At 37.8% G+C, this 14433-nt stretch carries 14 protein-coding genes and 1 tRNA gene; 10 read left to right on the forward strand and 5 right to left on the reverse strand.

Annotation, left to right across the window (positions count from 1 at the left end; genetic code table 11):
• The gene (locus ACJG85_RS02345; protein ID WP_412476827.1) at positions 1-2049 is read left to right on the forward strand and encodes a tetratricopeptide repeat-containing sensor histidine kinase; all 2049 of its coding nucleotides are present in this window, start codon (positions 1-3) and stop codon (positions 2047-2049) included.
• Positions 2046-2711: a response regulator gene (locus ACJG85_RS02350; RefSeq protein ID WP_409674754.1), complete on the forward strand. Its 666-nt coding sequence runs from the start codon at positions 2046-2048 to the stop codon at positions 2709-2711. The genes ACJG85_RS02345 and ACJG85_RS02350 overlap by 4 nt, the downstream gene beginning before the upstream one ends.
• Positions 2712-2898: 187 nt before the next feature.
• On the opposite strand, the gene thiL is transcribed toward ACJG85_RS02350, so the two are convergent.
• Together thiL and lepA are read right to left on the reverse strand one after the other, a co-directional pair.
• Positions 2899-3945, reverse strand: coding sequence for a thiamine-phosphate kinase (gene thiL, locus ACJG85_RS02355; protein WP_409674757.1), 1047 nt, complete (start codon positions 3943-3945; stop codon positions 2899-2901).
• A 140-nt stretch (positions 3946-4085) separates the two neighbouring features.
• Positions 4086-5882 (reverse strand): translation elongation factor 4, encoded by a 1797-nt coding sequence (lepA, locus tag ACJG85_RS02360; RefSeq protein ID WP_412476828.1) that lies wholly within the window; start codon positions 5880-5882, stop codon positions 4086-4088.
• Between the two features lie 352 nt (positions 5883-6234).
• On the opposite strand from lepA, the gene dusB reads away from it, so the two are divergent.
• Entirely contained in the window at positions 6235-7227 is a 993-nt protein-coding gene (gene dusB, locus ACJG85_RS02365) for a tRNA dihydrouridine synthase DusB (RefSeq protein ID WP_409674762.1), read from the forward strand.
• On the opposite strand, the gene ACJG85_RS02370 is transcribed toward dusB, so the two are convergent.
• Complete coding sequence (locus tag ACJG85_RS02370) at positions 7224-8423, reverse strand: ABC transporter permease (RefSeq protein ID WP_412476829.1); 1200 nt, start codon at positions 8421-8423, stop codon at positions 7224-7226. The genes dusB and ACJG85_RS02370 overlap by 4 nt on opposite strands.
• A gap of 7 nt (positions 8424-8430) precedes the next feature.
• Positions 8431-8823 (reverse strand): 30S ribosome-binding factor RbfA, encoded by a 393-nt coding sequence (gene rbfA, locus ACJG85_RS02375; protein WP_409674767.1) that lies wholly within the window; start codon positions 8821-8823, stop codon positions 8431-8433.
• Between the two features lie 277 nt (positions 8824-9100).
• Here rbfA and mce point away from each other — a divergent pair, with 277 nt between their 5' ends.
• On the forward strand, positions 9101-9502 hold the full coding sequence (mce, locus tag ACJG85_RS02380) for a methylmalonyl-CoA epimerase (protein WP_409674770.1): 402 nt from the start codon (positions 9101-9103) through the stop codon (positions 9500-9502).
• A gap of 50 nt (positions 9503-9552) precedes the next feature.
• Positions 9553-9626 (forward strand) — tRNA-Ile (locus ACJG85_RS02385).
• Positions 9627-10092: 466 nt separating this feature from the next.
• Here the strand turns inward: ACJG85_RS02385 and ACJG85_RS02390 are convergent.
• Positions 10093-10683, reverse strand: a complete 591-nt coding sequence (locus ACJG85_RS02390; RefSeq protein WP_412476830.1) for a riboflavin synthase — start codon at positions 10681-10683, stop codon at positions 10093-10095.
• A gap of 60 nt (positions 10684-10743) precedes the next feature.
• Here ACJG85_RS02390 and pdxA point away from each other — a divergent pair, with 60 nt between their 5' ends.
• The 5 genes from pdxA (at position 10744) to accB (ending at position 14368) form a co-directional block, all read left to right on the forward strand.
• Entirely contained in the window at positions 10744-11790 is a 1047-nt protein-coding gene (pdxA, locus tag ACJG85_RS02395) for a 4-hydroxythreonine-4-phosphate dehydrogenase PdxA (RefSeq protein ID WP_409674776.1), read from the forward strand.
• A gap of 85 nt (positions 11791-11875) precedes the next feature.
• Positions 11876-12442, forward strand: a complete 567-nt coding sequence (locus ACJG85_RS02400; RefSeq protein ID WP_412476831.1) for a YceD family protein — start codon at positions 11876-11878, stop codon at positions 12440-12442.
• Positions 12443-12451: 9 nt separating this feature from the next.
• Positions 12452-12646, forward strand: coding sequence for a 50S ribosomal protein L32 (rpmF, locus tag ACJG85_RS02405; protein WP_073308476.1), 195 nt, complete (start codon positions 12452-12454; stop codon positions 12644-12646).
• A gap of 160 nt (positions 12647-12806) precedes the next feature.
• On the forward strand, positions 12807-13796 hold the full coding sequence (locus ACJG85_RS02410) for a beta-ketoacyl-ACP synthase III (protein ID WP_412464751.1): 990 nt from the start codon (positions 12807-12809) through the stop codon (positions 13794-13796).
• Positions 13797-13882: 86 nt separating this feature from the next.
• Positions 13883-14368: an acetyl-CoA carboxylase biotin carboxyl carrier protein gene (gene accB, locus ACJG85_RS02415; protein ID WP_409674787.1), complete on the forward strand. Its 486-nt coding sequence runs from the start codon at positions 13883-13885 to the stop codon at positions 14366-14368.
• Positions 14369-14433 lie beyond the last annotated feature (65 nt).

Raw genomic sequence — 14433 nt, forward strand, 5'->3', positions numbered from 1 at the left:
TTGAGAGTTAATAAGTTTTGTTTCATCTTCTTTTTTCTTTTTTTTAGTTGTAATAAGAATCAAAAACAATCTAAAGATATCGATCAATCTATCGATAGTGTCAATTCATTTTTAAAGAATGTCGATAATAAAAAAGTTGACCTAAAATCTCAATTCATAGGTTACAGAAGAGCACTTGAACTATATAAGAATCAAACAAATGATTCAATCACAAGAGACAAACTATTCCTTATTACCCAAGGATTCTATAGATTAGATAAAGCAGAGGACTTTCAAAAAGCTTCAAAACTATTGATAGAAAAATCTTTAGTAAGTAAAGACAGCTTTAATCTTGCTCAAGCCTACAGATATAAAGGAAACTTCTATAAAAATAAATTGCAAAATGACAGTGCTTTTTTTTACTATTATAATTCCGAAAAAATCTTAAAAAGAATTAAAGAAAAAGAAGCCTTATCAAATGTGTTACTAAACAAAAGTATTACTCAATATAATATTGGTGACTTTGTTGCGGCTGATAGATCTCTAACTGAAGCATACGAAAATATTGATGTAAAAAAAGAATTTGACAAATCATATGCAATATTGACAATGATGGGGATTGTTGCAGTTGATGCAAAAGATTATGATAAGGCAATTGAATATTTTAATAGAGGATTAAAAATAGTTGAAGTAAATGAATTGTCAGGAAGTTTTCAAAAAGAAACTTGCCTTAACAATATTGGATATGTATACCAAAAAAAAGGGGATTTTAATACAGCTATAAAATACTATTTAAAAGCTTTAAACAACAAGAAAATAAAATCGAATGACAAAGAGCTTTATAGCTTATTAATAGACAACTTAGCGTATTCAAAGTTTAAAACAAAAGATTTCAAAGAATTACCTGATTTATTTTTCTCTTCTTTAAAAGTTAGAGAAGAGTTAAATGAAACTTCTTTAATAGTTTTAAGTAAAATACATATTTCTGAATACTTTGCATCAAAACAAGACACTTTAAAATCTCAATTATTTGCAAAAGAAGCACTTAAAACTGCATACTCATCAAAAAAAACAAGAGATATTCTAGTTGCTTTAAAACAAATGTCTAACATAGGTCTTGAAGACTCGTCAAAATACTCTGAGGATTACATAAAAATTAGTGACAGTATTCAAGATGTCGAAAAAAAATCTCAAGAAAAATTCGCCCGTCTCCAACTCGAAACAGACGAAATCAAACAAGAAAACCAAGGCCTAGCCGAAAAAAACCGCAACTTACTCTACGTTTTTGTAGTCACATTTATTTTAGTGGTGTTGTTATTTGTGGTTAGAGCTCAGCGTGCGCGAACACGGGAATTACTCTACAAACAAGCCCAACAAAAGGCCAACGAAGACATCTACAACCTCATGATGTCGCAACAAGCCATTATTGATGAGAGTCGCAGTAAAGAGAAAAAACGCTTGGCCCAAGACTTACACGACGGCGTGCTGGGCAGAATGTTCGGATTGCGCCTCAACTTAGACAGCTTAAACTCGAGTACCGATGAAGAAGCCGTTCAAAAACGATTTGAGCTCTTAAACGAGCTTAAAACGATTGAGCAAGATATTCGCGAAATATCACACGACCTGAACCGAGAAAAACAAGTATTAATTAATAACTTTGTTTCCATCGTTCACAATTTATTGGAAGAACAAAAAAATGCATTCGATGCCGAAGTCAATTATACCATCGACAGTAATGTTAACTGGGATAAAATCGGCAACGCCATCAAAATCAATCTATACCGCATATTACAAGAAGGCTTGCAAAACATTAACAAATACGCCAATGCTAAAAATATCTTCGTGGAAATAAAAGGTGACGAAGAAAATGTATATTTGAAAATCAAAGATGACGGTATCGGTTTCGATGTCAACAAAAAGAGCAAAGGCATTGGTATGCAAAACATGATTTCAAGAACACACGATTGTAAAGGAATTATCGATATTACCTCGAAAAAAGACGAAGGAACCAAAATAGTCATTACCATACCTATAGAAACAAAACAACCCACCACAATACCACAAGAATGAAAACCCCTATCCAAATTTTAATTGTAGACGACCATCCGTTTATTATTGAGGCCTACAAAAATGCCATCAATAAATACAGCCAAAATGGCTTCGAATTCGAAGTTACTCAAGCCAACAACTGTAAGTCGGGCTACGAAAACATCATGGAAGCGTCCAAAAATTTTGATATCGCCTTTTTTGATATCAGTATGCCCGAATATGCCGAAAAAGGCATCTACTCCGGAGAAGATTTGGCTATGTTGATGAAATCCGAAATGCCGGAGTGTAAGGTAATCCTATTAACGATGCACACTGAGTTGCTGAAAATCAATAACATCATCAAAAATATCAATCCAAGCGGTTTAATTATTAAAAACGACTTGACGTTCGACGAATTACTTTTCGCCTTCGATAAAATCATCAACAACGAAAGTTATTACAGCCAAACGGTTATCAAATTGGTTGGCCAAGCCCAATATAATAATATCGAATTGGATGTATTCGACAAACAAATCCTTTTCCACTTGTCTAAAGGCGTGAAAACGAAAGATTTGCCGACTTACATTCCGCTATCGCTCAGCGCCATAGAAAAAAGAAAGCTAAACATCCGTGAAATCTTGGAAGTTCCGGGCGGAACCGACGTAGATTTGATACGTGAAGCTAAAAACAAAGGTGTTATTTAACGATTATACGGGAAACCATATTAAAATATGCGGGAAACCGTAACAATCATCAACTTAACTATACTTACCTTAGCAATATGATTTCAGGGTTAGTATTTGTAGAATAACGTAAGTAGTAAAAACTTCAAAACTACTGCTTAGTTTACAAGACTTAGGGGAAAAAGCGATACTTGACGGTATCGCTTTTTTATTGGCTTAAAGCGTCCCAACCTCTTGCTTTCAAAGGGATTTTTGTGTTGGCTCTGGTAACCAAATGCGCCCCTTCACTTTCTTGGGTCATATGCCCAATCACGGTAAAATTAGGGTTGGCTTTGATTTTATCAAAATCTTCTAAGGCAATGGTAAACAGCAATTCGTAATCTTCGCCACCATTAATAGCTACTGTGGTAGAATCGATATTAAACTCCTCGCAAACATTGATGAACTGCGGATCTATTGGGATTTTTTCTTCAAATAAGTTACAACCTACTTTGCTTTGCTTACAAATATGAAGAATCTCTGAAGACAAACCATCAGATATATCAATCATGGAAGTTGGTTTTACTTCCAGTTTCTCCAACAATTCTCTAATATCAGTGCGCGCCTCTGGCTTGAGTTGTCGCTCAATCAAATACGTGTAATTGTCTAAATCCGGTTGGTTGTTGGGATTAACTTGAAACACTTGCTTCTCTCGTTCTAAAACCTGCAAGCCCATATAAGCCGAGCCTAAATCGCCGGTTACGACCAACAAATCATTTTCCTTAGCGCCATTGCGATACACCAACTCTTTTTCGTTAGCTTCACCCAAAGCAGTAATCGAAATTATCATCCCTTTTTGAGAAGAAGTCGTGTCGCCGCCTACTACATCTACTTTATAAATCTTGGCCGCCATCGCAATGCCTTCAAACAATTCTTCTAAAGCTTCCAAAGGGAATCGGTTAGAAACGGCTATGGAAACCGTAATCTGCGTTGGTTTGGCATTCATAGCCGCGATATCCGATAAATTAACCACAACAGCTTTATAACCCAAATGTTTCAAAGGCATATAACTCAAATCGAAATGAACGCCTTCAATAAGCAAATCTGTCGAAACCACCGTTTTCTTGTCCTTAAAATCTAAAACCGCAGCATCATCACCTATACTTTTTAAAGTTGAAGCTTGTTTTACGTCAAAATTCTTGGTCAAATGACTAATCAATCCAAACTCTCCCAATTGAGAAAGTGGCGTACGTTGTGGTGTTTTATCTTCTAACATCTCTATAAGGTTCTAAGGCGCAAAGATACTAAGGTTCTAAGGTTTATCCCAATAAAAAACCCGATTGCTTTCACAATCAGGTTTCTATTATAGTATAATTCCTTAGTGCCTCAGTATCTTAGAACCTCAGCGCCCAATTATTAATCATTCAACTTCAAAACCGCCATAAACGCTTCTTGCGGAATCTCTACGTTCCCTACCTGGCGCATTCTCTTTTTCCCTTTTTTCTGTTTTTCCAAGAGTTTACGCTTACGGGAAATATCACCTCCGTAACACTTGGCAGTAACGTCTTTACGCAACGCTTTGATGGTTTCACGAGCGATGATTTTGGCTCCGATAGCGGCCTGAATAGGAATATCAAACTGCTGTCTCGGAATCAATTCGCGTAGTTTTTCACACATCTTTTTACCTATGTTGTACGCGTTGTCTTCGTGAATCAAAGCCGATAAAGCATCGACTGAATTCCCGTTCAATAACACGTCTAATTTCACCAATTTAGAAGCTCTCATGCCTATCGGAGAGTAATCAAACGAAGCGTAACCTTTAGAAACAGTTTTCAAACGGTCGTAGAAGTCGAATACAATTTCCGCCAACGGCATGTCGAAGTTCAATTCTACTCGCTCGGTAGTTAGATAGGTTTGGTTGGTAATAATACCGCGTTTTTCAATACACAAACTCATTACGTTACCCACAAAATCGGCTTTAGTAATAATAGTAGCTTTGATAAATGGCTCTTCTACGCGGTCTAATTTAGACGGTTCCGGCAAATCAGACGGGTTGTTCACCACAATTGGAGTGTCAGGTTCTTTTTTAGTATAGGCCAAATACGAAACGTTCGGTACCGTAGTGATTACCGTCATGTCGAATTCACGCTCCAATCGCTCCTGAATAATCTCCAAGTGCAACATGCCTAAGAATCCGCATCGGAAACCAAATCCCAAAGCTGCCGAACTTTCAGGGGCAAACACCAAAGATGCATCGTTCAATTGCAATTTCTCCATAGAAGAACGCAAATCTTCATAATCTTCCGTATCTACCGGATAAATTCCAGCAAAAACCATCGGTTTTACATCTTCAAAACCAACAATCATATTCGTAGTTGGTATTTTGGCATCGGTAATGGTATCTCCTACTTTTACTTCTTTCGCTTCTTTAATCCCCGAAATCAAATACCCAACATCACCGGTAGAAATCACGTCTTTCGGCACTTGGTTGAGTTTTAACGTCCCAACCTCATCGGCAAAATATTCGTTGCCCGTGGCCATAAACTTAATTTTCTGTCCTTTGCGAATCTCTCCGTTTTTCACTCGGAAAATAACTTCAATCCCACGAAACGGATTGTAAACGCTGTCAAAAATCAACGCCTGTAAAGGTTCGTCTTTGCTGCCTTTAGGCGCCGGGATTTTTTCAATAATGGCCGATAAAATATTCTCCACACCAAATCCGGTTTTCCCCGAAGCGTGGATAATATCTTCCAACTTACAACCCAACAAATCAATAATATCGTCGCTCACTTCTTCCGGATTGGCACTCGGCAAATCCACTTTGTTCAACACCGGAATAATCTCTAAATCGTTTTCCAAAGCCAAATACAAGTTGGAAATGGTTTGTGCCTGTATACTTTGCGCGGCATCTACAATCAACAAAGCGCCTTCACAAGCCGCAATCGAACGGGAAACTTCATACGAAAAATCCACGTGTCCCGGCGTATCAATCAGGTTCAAGATATAATCTTCGCCTTTGTATTTGTACTCCATTTGAATGGCGTGACTCTTAATGGTAATCCCACGCTCGCGCTCCAAGTCCATGTTGTCCAACAACTGCGCTTTTTCCTCTCGAGCCGTAACGGTTTGAGTAGCACTCAACAATCGGTCGGCCAACGTACTTTTTCCGTGGTCAATGTGGGCAATAATGCAAAAATTTCTAATATGTTTCATATAAAATGAATGTTTTTTATTCGAAAACATGCCGTGCTTCGCATGTCATTTTCTTTCTTTGTCAATTTAATTAGGGCGTGACCCCTTGGCCTGTCTTGAGCCTGTCGAAAGGGGTCGGGCTTTCCGTTGCAATCTTTTGCTTTTTTCAAAAGCAAAAGGATTTCCTCTCCAATCCCTCACGCAAACCACCGCTATCCCTTTTACAGCAGTCATTTAATCGGCAAATATAGGGCAAAGTTTTGGATTGCATATTGCAGATTAACGATTGTTCACCTACAAACGAAATTCTTAAATCTAAAATCGCCCATCATCATTCAACAATCTTTAGTATTTTTGCAAAAAAAACGCAACCATGCCCAAAATAGGCAACATCCAATTACCTGATTTCCCGCTGCTTCTTGCGCCTATGGAAGACGTTAGCGATCCGCCTTTTCGTCGCTTGTGTAAATTACATGGCGCCGACTTAATGTACTCGGAATTCATCTCTTCGGAAGGACTGATTCGCGATGCTGTGAAAAGCCGAATGAAATTGGATATTTTCGACTATGAACGCCCGGTTGGGATTCAAATTTTCGGTGGCGATGAGGAAGCCATGGAAATGTCATCCAGAATTGTCGATGCCGTACAACCGGATTTAGTGGATATTAATTTTGGTTGTCCGGTAAAAAAAGTGGTTTGCAAAGGTGCAGGTGCCGGCGTATTGAAAGATGTAGATTTGATGGTGCGCTTGACCAAAGCGGTAATTAAAGGCACTTCATTGCCCGTAACGGTAAAAACGCGTTTGGGTTGGGACGAAAATTCCATTAACATCGATGAAGTAGCCGAAAGACTGCAAGATATTGGCGTACAAGCTTTGACCATTCACGCACGCACCCGAGCGCAGATGTACAAAGGTCATTCCGATTGGTCACACATCGCCCGAGTAAAAAACAATCCGCGAATTACCATGCCTATCTTCGGCAACGGCGATATCGATTCACCCGAAAAAGCTTTGGAATACAAAAACAAATACGGCATAGACGGTATTATGATTGGTCGCGCCGCCATTGGCTATCCTTGGATTTTTAACGAAATCAAACACTACTTCAATACCGGTGAACATTTGGCACAACCCAATATGGCTGACCGAATCGAGGCCGCCAAAAACCATTTGATTTGGTCTATGGAATGGAAAGGCGAACGTTTAGGCATAGTGGAAATGCGCCGTCATTATACCAATTATTTCAAAGGAATTCATGGGTTTAAAGACTTCAAGCAACGTTTAGTCACTACAGATGACCACAATGCTTTGCTACAAGTTTTTGAGGAAATTCGTGAGGCTTATGCCAACTATCAGTTTGTTTAATCCAATAGCTTTTTACTAACCCGACTGCTGGCTATCCAACTGGATACTACGCCCAGCGTTACAATAGTAGCAAAAACTATCGCCACATTTTGAAGACTGAAAACCACAGGATAAGCCAAAGATTCGGTAATCATAACCCATTTGAATTGCTGTTGGATTATCACTATTACCATTCCTAAGACTAATCCAATCAGCCCACCAAAAACACTTAACAAGCTGCCTTGCAAAAGGAATATCTTTTTCAAATCTTTGATGTCGGAACCTAAACTATGTAAGGTTTTGAGGTTGCTTTTCTTGTCCAATATCATCATGATCAAAGCACCGATTAAGTTGAACAAAGCAATAATTATCACCAAAGTAAAAATGAGATATACCGCTATGTTTTCGGTATTCAACATTTTATAAAGTGTTGCGTTTTGCTGGGCTCGGTTTCTGATTTGTATCTTATTTTGAAATAAATCCGAAACCTGCTTCATAACAGCAGCTTCATCGGCTTTAGGCTTGAGCTTGATTTCTATACCGGAAAGCTGATTAGGCTGTAATTCTAACAGTTCTTGCGCCAAAGTCAAATCGCAAAACACATATTTCTGATCCAAATCTTCGCTAATGGCATAAATACCTACCGGAATCAATCGGGCTTTGTTGAAGGCTTCGGCTTCGCTTTCGATAACGCCTTTGCCTTTTCGCGGCACATAAACCTCAAACGGATTATTGAAATCGTACAAGCCAAGCGATAATTTTTCGGAAATTCCGTAGCCAATCACTACTTCAATGGTATTGGGTTTTAGCCATTTTCCGTTCACTACATTTTGTTCGACTACATTGGTTTGGGTAAACTTATTGTCGACGCCTTTAAGGTAAGTTACCTGTTCTTTGCCATCAAAAAAGAATAAAACACGCTCTTCTAATACCTTACTGTAAGAAGCAATGCCGGGGATTTGAGTAAGATTTTGTTCTTGTTGGGAAGTTAAAGAGAAAAATTTTCCGGTAACGGCCGTTCCTTTTAAATCGGGATCAAAATCGTTGGAAAAAGACAAACTGAATTCGCGCAATCCGCTAAAAACGGAGAGTACAACGAACAAAGCCATCGCGCCAACCACAATGCCAACGGCTGCTATCCCGGTAATAATATTGATAGCATTGTTCTTGCTCTTACTAAAGAGATAACGTTTGGCTATGTAAAGCGGGAAATTCAAGTGGCAATTAAAATTTCTTGCGTTTGTCTAAAAGCTCTCGGTTTTCAATCGGATTTTCTTTTCCGGCCAAAGCATTGTCTATCTTTTCGATATAATCCAAAGAGTCATCGATGTAAAAAACCAAATTCGGCACTTTGCGCAATTGTAATTTTACTCTTTGAGCCAAATCGTGTTTGATTAAAGGGGCATTGGTTTTAACAGCTTCTAACAAATCTTGGGCTTTTTCTTGTGGAAAAACACTCAAATAGACTTTGGCAATGGATAAATCGGTGGTTACACTCACTTTAGAAACCGAAATCACTAAATTGGTAATCCCGTTTTTACGCACTTCTCCTTGCAGGATGTCTACTAAATCCTTTTGCAATACACTTCCGATTTTTTTCTGTCTGTTCGTTTCCATGCCGCAAAAATACAACTTTTAAGTTATATAGTAGCTCTCCGAGCACGAAGTGGGTATTGTAGGATGTGAAGCATAATAAGTTACAGCATTTTTTGAGAAGCTATTTCCTGCTATCCGCTATATCTTTTTATTGTTATCACACAAACGCAATCACAAGGTTATCTTTCAAACAATAAAAAGGATGCCGCTTCTATCAGGGCTAATCATCGAAATCATTATCTTTGATACTTTAAATAGCTCAGCGACTAAGTCTCTCAGCAACTCAGCAACTTTTAGAATGAGAAAAATAGAACACATAGGTATAGCCGTGAAAAGTTTGGAAGTCTCCAATTTGCTTTTCGAAAAACTCTTTGGCAATCCGCCATATAAAGAAGAGGAAGTGGTCAGTGAAGGTGTAAAAACATCTTTTTTTATGAATGGGCCAAACAAAATTGAATTATTAGAAGCCACTAATCCTGAAAGTCCTATTGCAAAATTTTTAGAAAAAAAAGGCGAAGGTATTCATCATATTGCCTTTGATGTGGCCGACATACTATCGGAAATAGAAAGACTAAAGAAAGAGGGCTTTGTAGTTTTAAATGAAACTCCAAAAAAAGGAGCTGATAATAAGTTAGTGGCCTTTTTGCATCCCAAAGGAACAAACGGTGTATTGGTGGAACTTTGCCAAGAAATCCCTTAAAAATAGTTGCAACGAAAAAAAATTAGTAGTAATATTGCAACCTCTTAGCCGGTCCTATAGCTCAGTTGGTTAGAGCACCTGACTCATAATCAGGTGGTCCTTGGTTCGAGCCCAAGTGGGACCACAGCAAAAAAGACCTCTTGTGAGGTCTTTTTTATTGTATAAAACTAAACGTGGGGAAAAATCGTAAATAACAAATAAGCTGATTTATAGTTATTACAGAGTATTATCCGAAATAAAACGATAGTTTTGCACTTTAAATTTGTATTAACTTAATAGATTAAATAATTAATTTATTTTGGCGATTAGATTTTTTTTTTACTTTTACGCACTATGAAAATTCTCCCCAATAGAATTGTAATTATTTTGACTGCGGTTTTTTTACCGGCTATTAGTGTTTTTGCCGCCCCGGGTCCACCGCCTCCGTCTACCCCTCCGCCCCCGCCAGGCTTGCCTTTGGACGGTGGGTTAGTTCTATTGTTATTATTTGCAGTAGTCTTAGGTTTTTACAAAATATCCCAGCTTAACATAAAAAAAGCATCCCGATAATCAGGATGCTTTTTTATTTTTTTATAGCCTAACTGACTAAATTATTGTCTGAGAGCGTGTAATCTTGTCACGTATTTTCCCACAACATCAAATTCTAAATTAATTTTTGACCCTACTGTAAATGTTTTAAAGTTGGTGTGTTCAAAAGTGTAAGGAATGATAGCCACACTAAAACCATTAGGCTGAGAATTAACTACTGTCAAACTTACTCCGTTAATTGTTATAGAGCCTTTTTCGATAGTAATGTTATTCAATTGGCTGTCGTATTCAAAAGAAAAATACCAACTTCCGTTTGCCTCTGCTATTGATTTACAAACACCTGTTTGGTCAACATGTCCTTGTACGATATGACCGTCCAATCTGTCGCCCAACTTCATTGCCCGCTCCAAATTAATCAAATCGCCTACTTTCCAGTCTCCTAATGTAGTCTTATCGATGGTTTCTTTGATGGCTGTAACCGTATACTCATCCTTATTGATGGCCACTACAGTTAAACAAACACCATTATGGGCAACACTTTGGTCTATTTTCAACTCTTGCGTTATCTCTGAAGCTAAGGTTAAATGAACATTGTCCCCTTCTTTTTTTATTTCTTTTACAATTCCAAGGGTTTCGATTATTCCTGTGAACATTATGGTTTTATTTTACTAAATTTGCACTTCAAAATTAGCAATAAATAACCAGTACTTCTTATGAAAAAAGCAGAAAATATCATTGTTGGGATTTCAATCGGAGATTTAAACGGTATTGGAAGCGAAGTGATTTTGAAAACCTTTGAAGATGCCAGAATGTTGGAGCTTTGTACACCGGTCATTTTTGCTAACGTTAAAATTCTTTCATTTATTAAAAAGACCTTAGAATTAAACGCTCCGTTACACGGGATAGATAAAATGGACCAATTGGTTGTTGGCAAAATTAATGTCCTCAATGTATGGCGAGAAGGAGTTGATTTAAATTTCGGAAAAAACGACGAAACAGTAGGTAAGTATGCTATAAAATCTTTTACGGCTGCCACTAAAGCATTGAAAGAAAATCTAATAGATGTATTGGTAACTGCTCCTATCAACAAATACAACATACAATCGGACGAATTTAAATTCCCCGGTCATACCGATTATCTGAACCAAGAGTTAGACGGAAATGCCTTGATGCTCATGGTTCACGACAAATTAAGAGTAGGCTTGTTAACCGATCATGTTCCGGTAAACGACGTGGCGCAACATTTAACTGAAAAATTAATTGTTCAAAAAATCGAAACCATCAAGCAATCATTGGTTCAGGATTTTGGCGTCAACAAACCTAAAATAGCTGTTTTGGCTTTGAACCCTCACGCCGGAGATAATGGTGTAATAGGAAAAGAAGATGATGAAATTTTGAGACCAACCTTGAAAAAATTATTTGAAAAAGGCACTATGGTTTTCGGTCCGTTTGCGGCCGACGGTTTTTTTGGCAGTGGTCAATATGAAAAATATGATGCGGTGGTAGCAACCTATCACGACCAAGGTCTAATTCCATTCAAAACCTTATCGTTTGGAAATGGTGTGAATTACACCGCCGGTTTGAACAAGGTCAGAACCTCTCCGGATCATGGAACGGCATATGAAATAGCCGGGAAAGGATTAGCCGACCATAACTCTTTCAGAGAAGCTGTTTATACTGCCATTGACATTTATAATTCAAGAGCTGATTATGCTGAAATAAGTCGAAATCCCTTGAAAACAAAAGAAAAACAGTTATAAACAAAAAAATGTTGATAAGGTTATTGGAATTCCAATAATTTTATATCTTTGCACTCCCGAAATGTTGGGTCAAATTGTTGTTTAGATGAAAAGTACGAATGAATATTTAATTCCTTTCATAGGATTAAAGTTGGGAAAGCATCAGTTTGAATTCAAAATAGAAAAAAAGTTCTTTGACGCTTTTAGTTTTGATGAATTCGAAAGCTGTAATGTTGACGTTAACGTAGTGCTTGAAAAAAAGACTACTATGTTGGAAGTCAACTTTAAACATAAAGGAACGGTAAATGTTCCTTGTGACTTAACCGGTGAACCTTTTAATTTACCTATCAAAGGAAAAATTAAATTGGTAGTACAGTTTGGTAACGAATTCAACAACGACAATGATGAATTATTGATTCTTCCTCACGGAGAACATCAAATCGATTTGTCGCAGTACATTTATGAAATGATAGTGTTGTCTGTGCCACAAAAAAGGATACATCCCGGCGTAAAAGACGGAACTTTGCAAACAGAAGCACTTCAAAAACTAAATGAATTACAAGTCAAAGACCCGAGCGAACGCGAACAAGCGAAGCAAATTAAAGAAGTAAAAAAAGAAGATGATATTGACCCGCGTTGGGACAAATTAAAACAACTATTAACGGATAAATAATATAGTACAATGGCACATCCTAAGAGAAAAACCTCGAAAACAAGAAGAGATAAAAGAAGAACTCACTATAAAGCAACTGTTGCTCAAATTGCTACTTGCCCGGTAACCGGTGAAGCGCATTTATACCACAGAGCTTACTGGCATGAAGGTAAAATGTATTACAGAGGACAAGTAGTTATTGATAAATCAGTAGCTGTTGCTTAATTAAGGTTTTTTTACAAAACAAACTCTCACTATGTGGGAGTTTTTTGTTTTATTTAATTTTAGCAAATATCCTCACAGAATTACCATTAGGTATGAATTTTTTTTGTAATTTCCACAACTTTTCGATTGTACAAAAATCGACTGGAAAAATACCCTTTTTATGACCAAAATAACAGCCGCAATTACCGCAGTTGGAGCTTATGTTCCGGAATTTGTACTCTCTAATCAAGTACTGGAAACTATGGTAGATACCAATGACGAATGGATTACCACTCGCACCGGTATTAAAGAAAGAAGACTTTTAAAAGAGAAAGGAAAAGGCACTTCTTATTTGGCCATCAAGGCCGCTCAGAATTTAATTTCCAAAGCCAACATCAATCCCGAAGAAATAGACCTGGTTATCATGGCCACGGCTACGCCCGATATGCCGGTAGCCTCAACAGGCGTTTATGTAGCCAGTCAAATTGGAGCTGTTAATGCCTTTGCATACGACTTACAAGCGGCTTGTTCCAGCTTTCTATTCGGAATGTCTAATGCTGCAGCCTATATTGAATCCGGTCGATACAAAAAAGTATTGCTTATCGGTGCCGATAAAATGTCATCCATCATAGATTACACAGATAGGGCTACTTGTATCATTTTTGGTGATGGTGGCGGTGCTGTTTTATTTGAACCGAATTATGAAGGTTTAGGCCTGCAAGATGAATTTTTAAGAAGCGACGGTATCGGAAGAGAATACTTAAAAATTGACGCCGGAGGTTCCATCCTTCCGCCTAGTGCTGAAACCGTAGCCAACGGTCAACATTTTGTTTTCCAGGACGGTAAAACGGTTTTCAAATATGCTGTTTCCGGTATGGCTGACGTGAGCGAAAAAATTATGGAACGCAACAACTTAACCAAGGAAAATATTGACTGGTTAATTGCACACCAAGCCAATAAACGAATCATTGATGCTACAGCAAGCAGAATGGGCCTTGAAGAAGATAAAGTATTGGTTAACATCCACCGATACGGAAATACCACTTCGGCTACTTTGCCGTTGTTATTGAGTGATTTCGAAAAACAATTTAAAAAAGGAGACAACTTAATTTTTGCTGCATTTGGAGGTGGATTCACTTGGGGGTCTATCTACTTGAAATGGGCGTATTAACACCCAAGGCTTTTGATATTAAGACAATTAATTAATCGGAGCGCAGCAGAATAAAACAATAAAACTAATTCTAAAACTAACAAATTATGGATTTAAAAGAAATTCAAAACCTGATCAAATTCGTATCCAACTCAGGAGTGGCCGAAGTAAAATTGGAAACAGGTGATGTTAAAATTACTATCAGAACTACTTTAGAAGGAAATACACCGGAAATTACTTATGTACAACAAGCAGCGCCAGTTCAACAAGCTGTGGCAGCGCCTGTTGCAGCTCCGGCTCCGGTGGCAGCAGCTCCGGCAACTCCGGCAGCCCCTGCTGAAGACAATTCGAAATACGTGACTATTAAATCGCCTATGATCGGAACTTTTTATCGCAAACCATCTCCGGACAAAGCTCCGTTTGTTGAAGTGGGAAGCAGTATTGGCAAAGGTGACGTTTTGTGTGTAGTTGAAGCGATGAAACTTTTCAATGAAATTGAAGCTGAAGTTTCAGGAAAAATTGTAAAAATTCTAGTTGACGACATGTCTCCTGTAGAATTTGACCAACCATTATTCTTAGTTGATCCATCTTAATTTAGACTGCTTAGCCTAACTTAGACTGTCTGGATTTTACAAATTTCTAAGAAGTCTAATTCGTC

It is taken from the genome of Flavobacterium mekongense (genome assembly GCF_047038255.1).
GTDB lineage: Bacteria > Bacteroidota > Bacteroidia > Flavobacteriales > Flavobacteriaceae > Flavobacterium > Flavobacterium mekongense.

Excerpts from the sequence above, each read along its gene's own strand:
- ACJG85_RS02350 (WP_409674754.1), top strand. The coding sequence starts at position 2,046 with ATGAAAACCCCTATCCAAATTTTAATTGTAGACGACCATCCGTTTATT.
- thiL (WP_409674757.1), bottom strand. The coding sequence starts at position 3,945 with ATGTTAGAAGATAAAACACCACAACGTACGCCACTTTCTCAATTGGGA.
- lepA (WP_412476828.1), bottom strand. The coding sequence starts at position 5,882 with ATGAAACATATTAGAAATTTTTGCATTATTGCCCACATTGACCACGGA.
- dusB (WP_409674762.1), top strand. The coding sequence starts at position 6,235 with ATGCCCAAAATAGGCAACATCCAATTACCTGATTTCCCGCTGCTTCTT.
- rbfA (WP_409674767.1), bottom strand. The coding sequence starts at position 8,823 with ATGGAAACGAACAGACAGAAAAAAATCGGAAGTGTATTGCAAAAGGAT.
- mce (WP_409674770.1), top strand. The coding sequence starts at position 9,101 with ATGAGAAAAATAGAACACATAGGTATAGCCGTGAAAAGTTTGGAAGTC.
- ACJG85_RS02390 (WP_412476830.1), bottom strand. The coding sequence starts at position 10,683 with ATGTTCACAGGAATAATCGAAACCCTTGGAATTGTAAAAGAAATAAAA.
- pdxA (WP_409674776.1), top strand. The coding sequence starts at position 10,744 with ATGAAAAAAGCAGAAAATATCATTGTTGGGATTTCAATCGGAGATTTA.
- ACJG85_RS02400 (WP_412476831.1), top strand. The coding sequence starts at position 11,876 with ATGAAAAGTACGAATGAATATTTAATTCCTTTCATAGGATTAAAGTTG.
- rpmF (WP_073308476.1), top strand. The coding sequence starts at position 12,452 with ATGGCACATCCTAAGAGAAAAACCTCGAAAACAAGAAGAGATAAAAGA.
- ACJG85_RS02410 (WP_412464751.1), top strand. The coding sequence starts at position 12,807 with ATGACCAAAATAACAGCCGCAATTACCGCAGTTGGAGCTTATGTTCCG.
- accB (WP_409674787.1), top strand. The coding sequence starts at position 13,883 with ATGGATTTAAAAGAAATTCAAAACCTGATCAAATTCGTATCCAACTCA.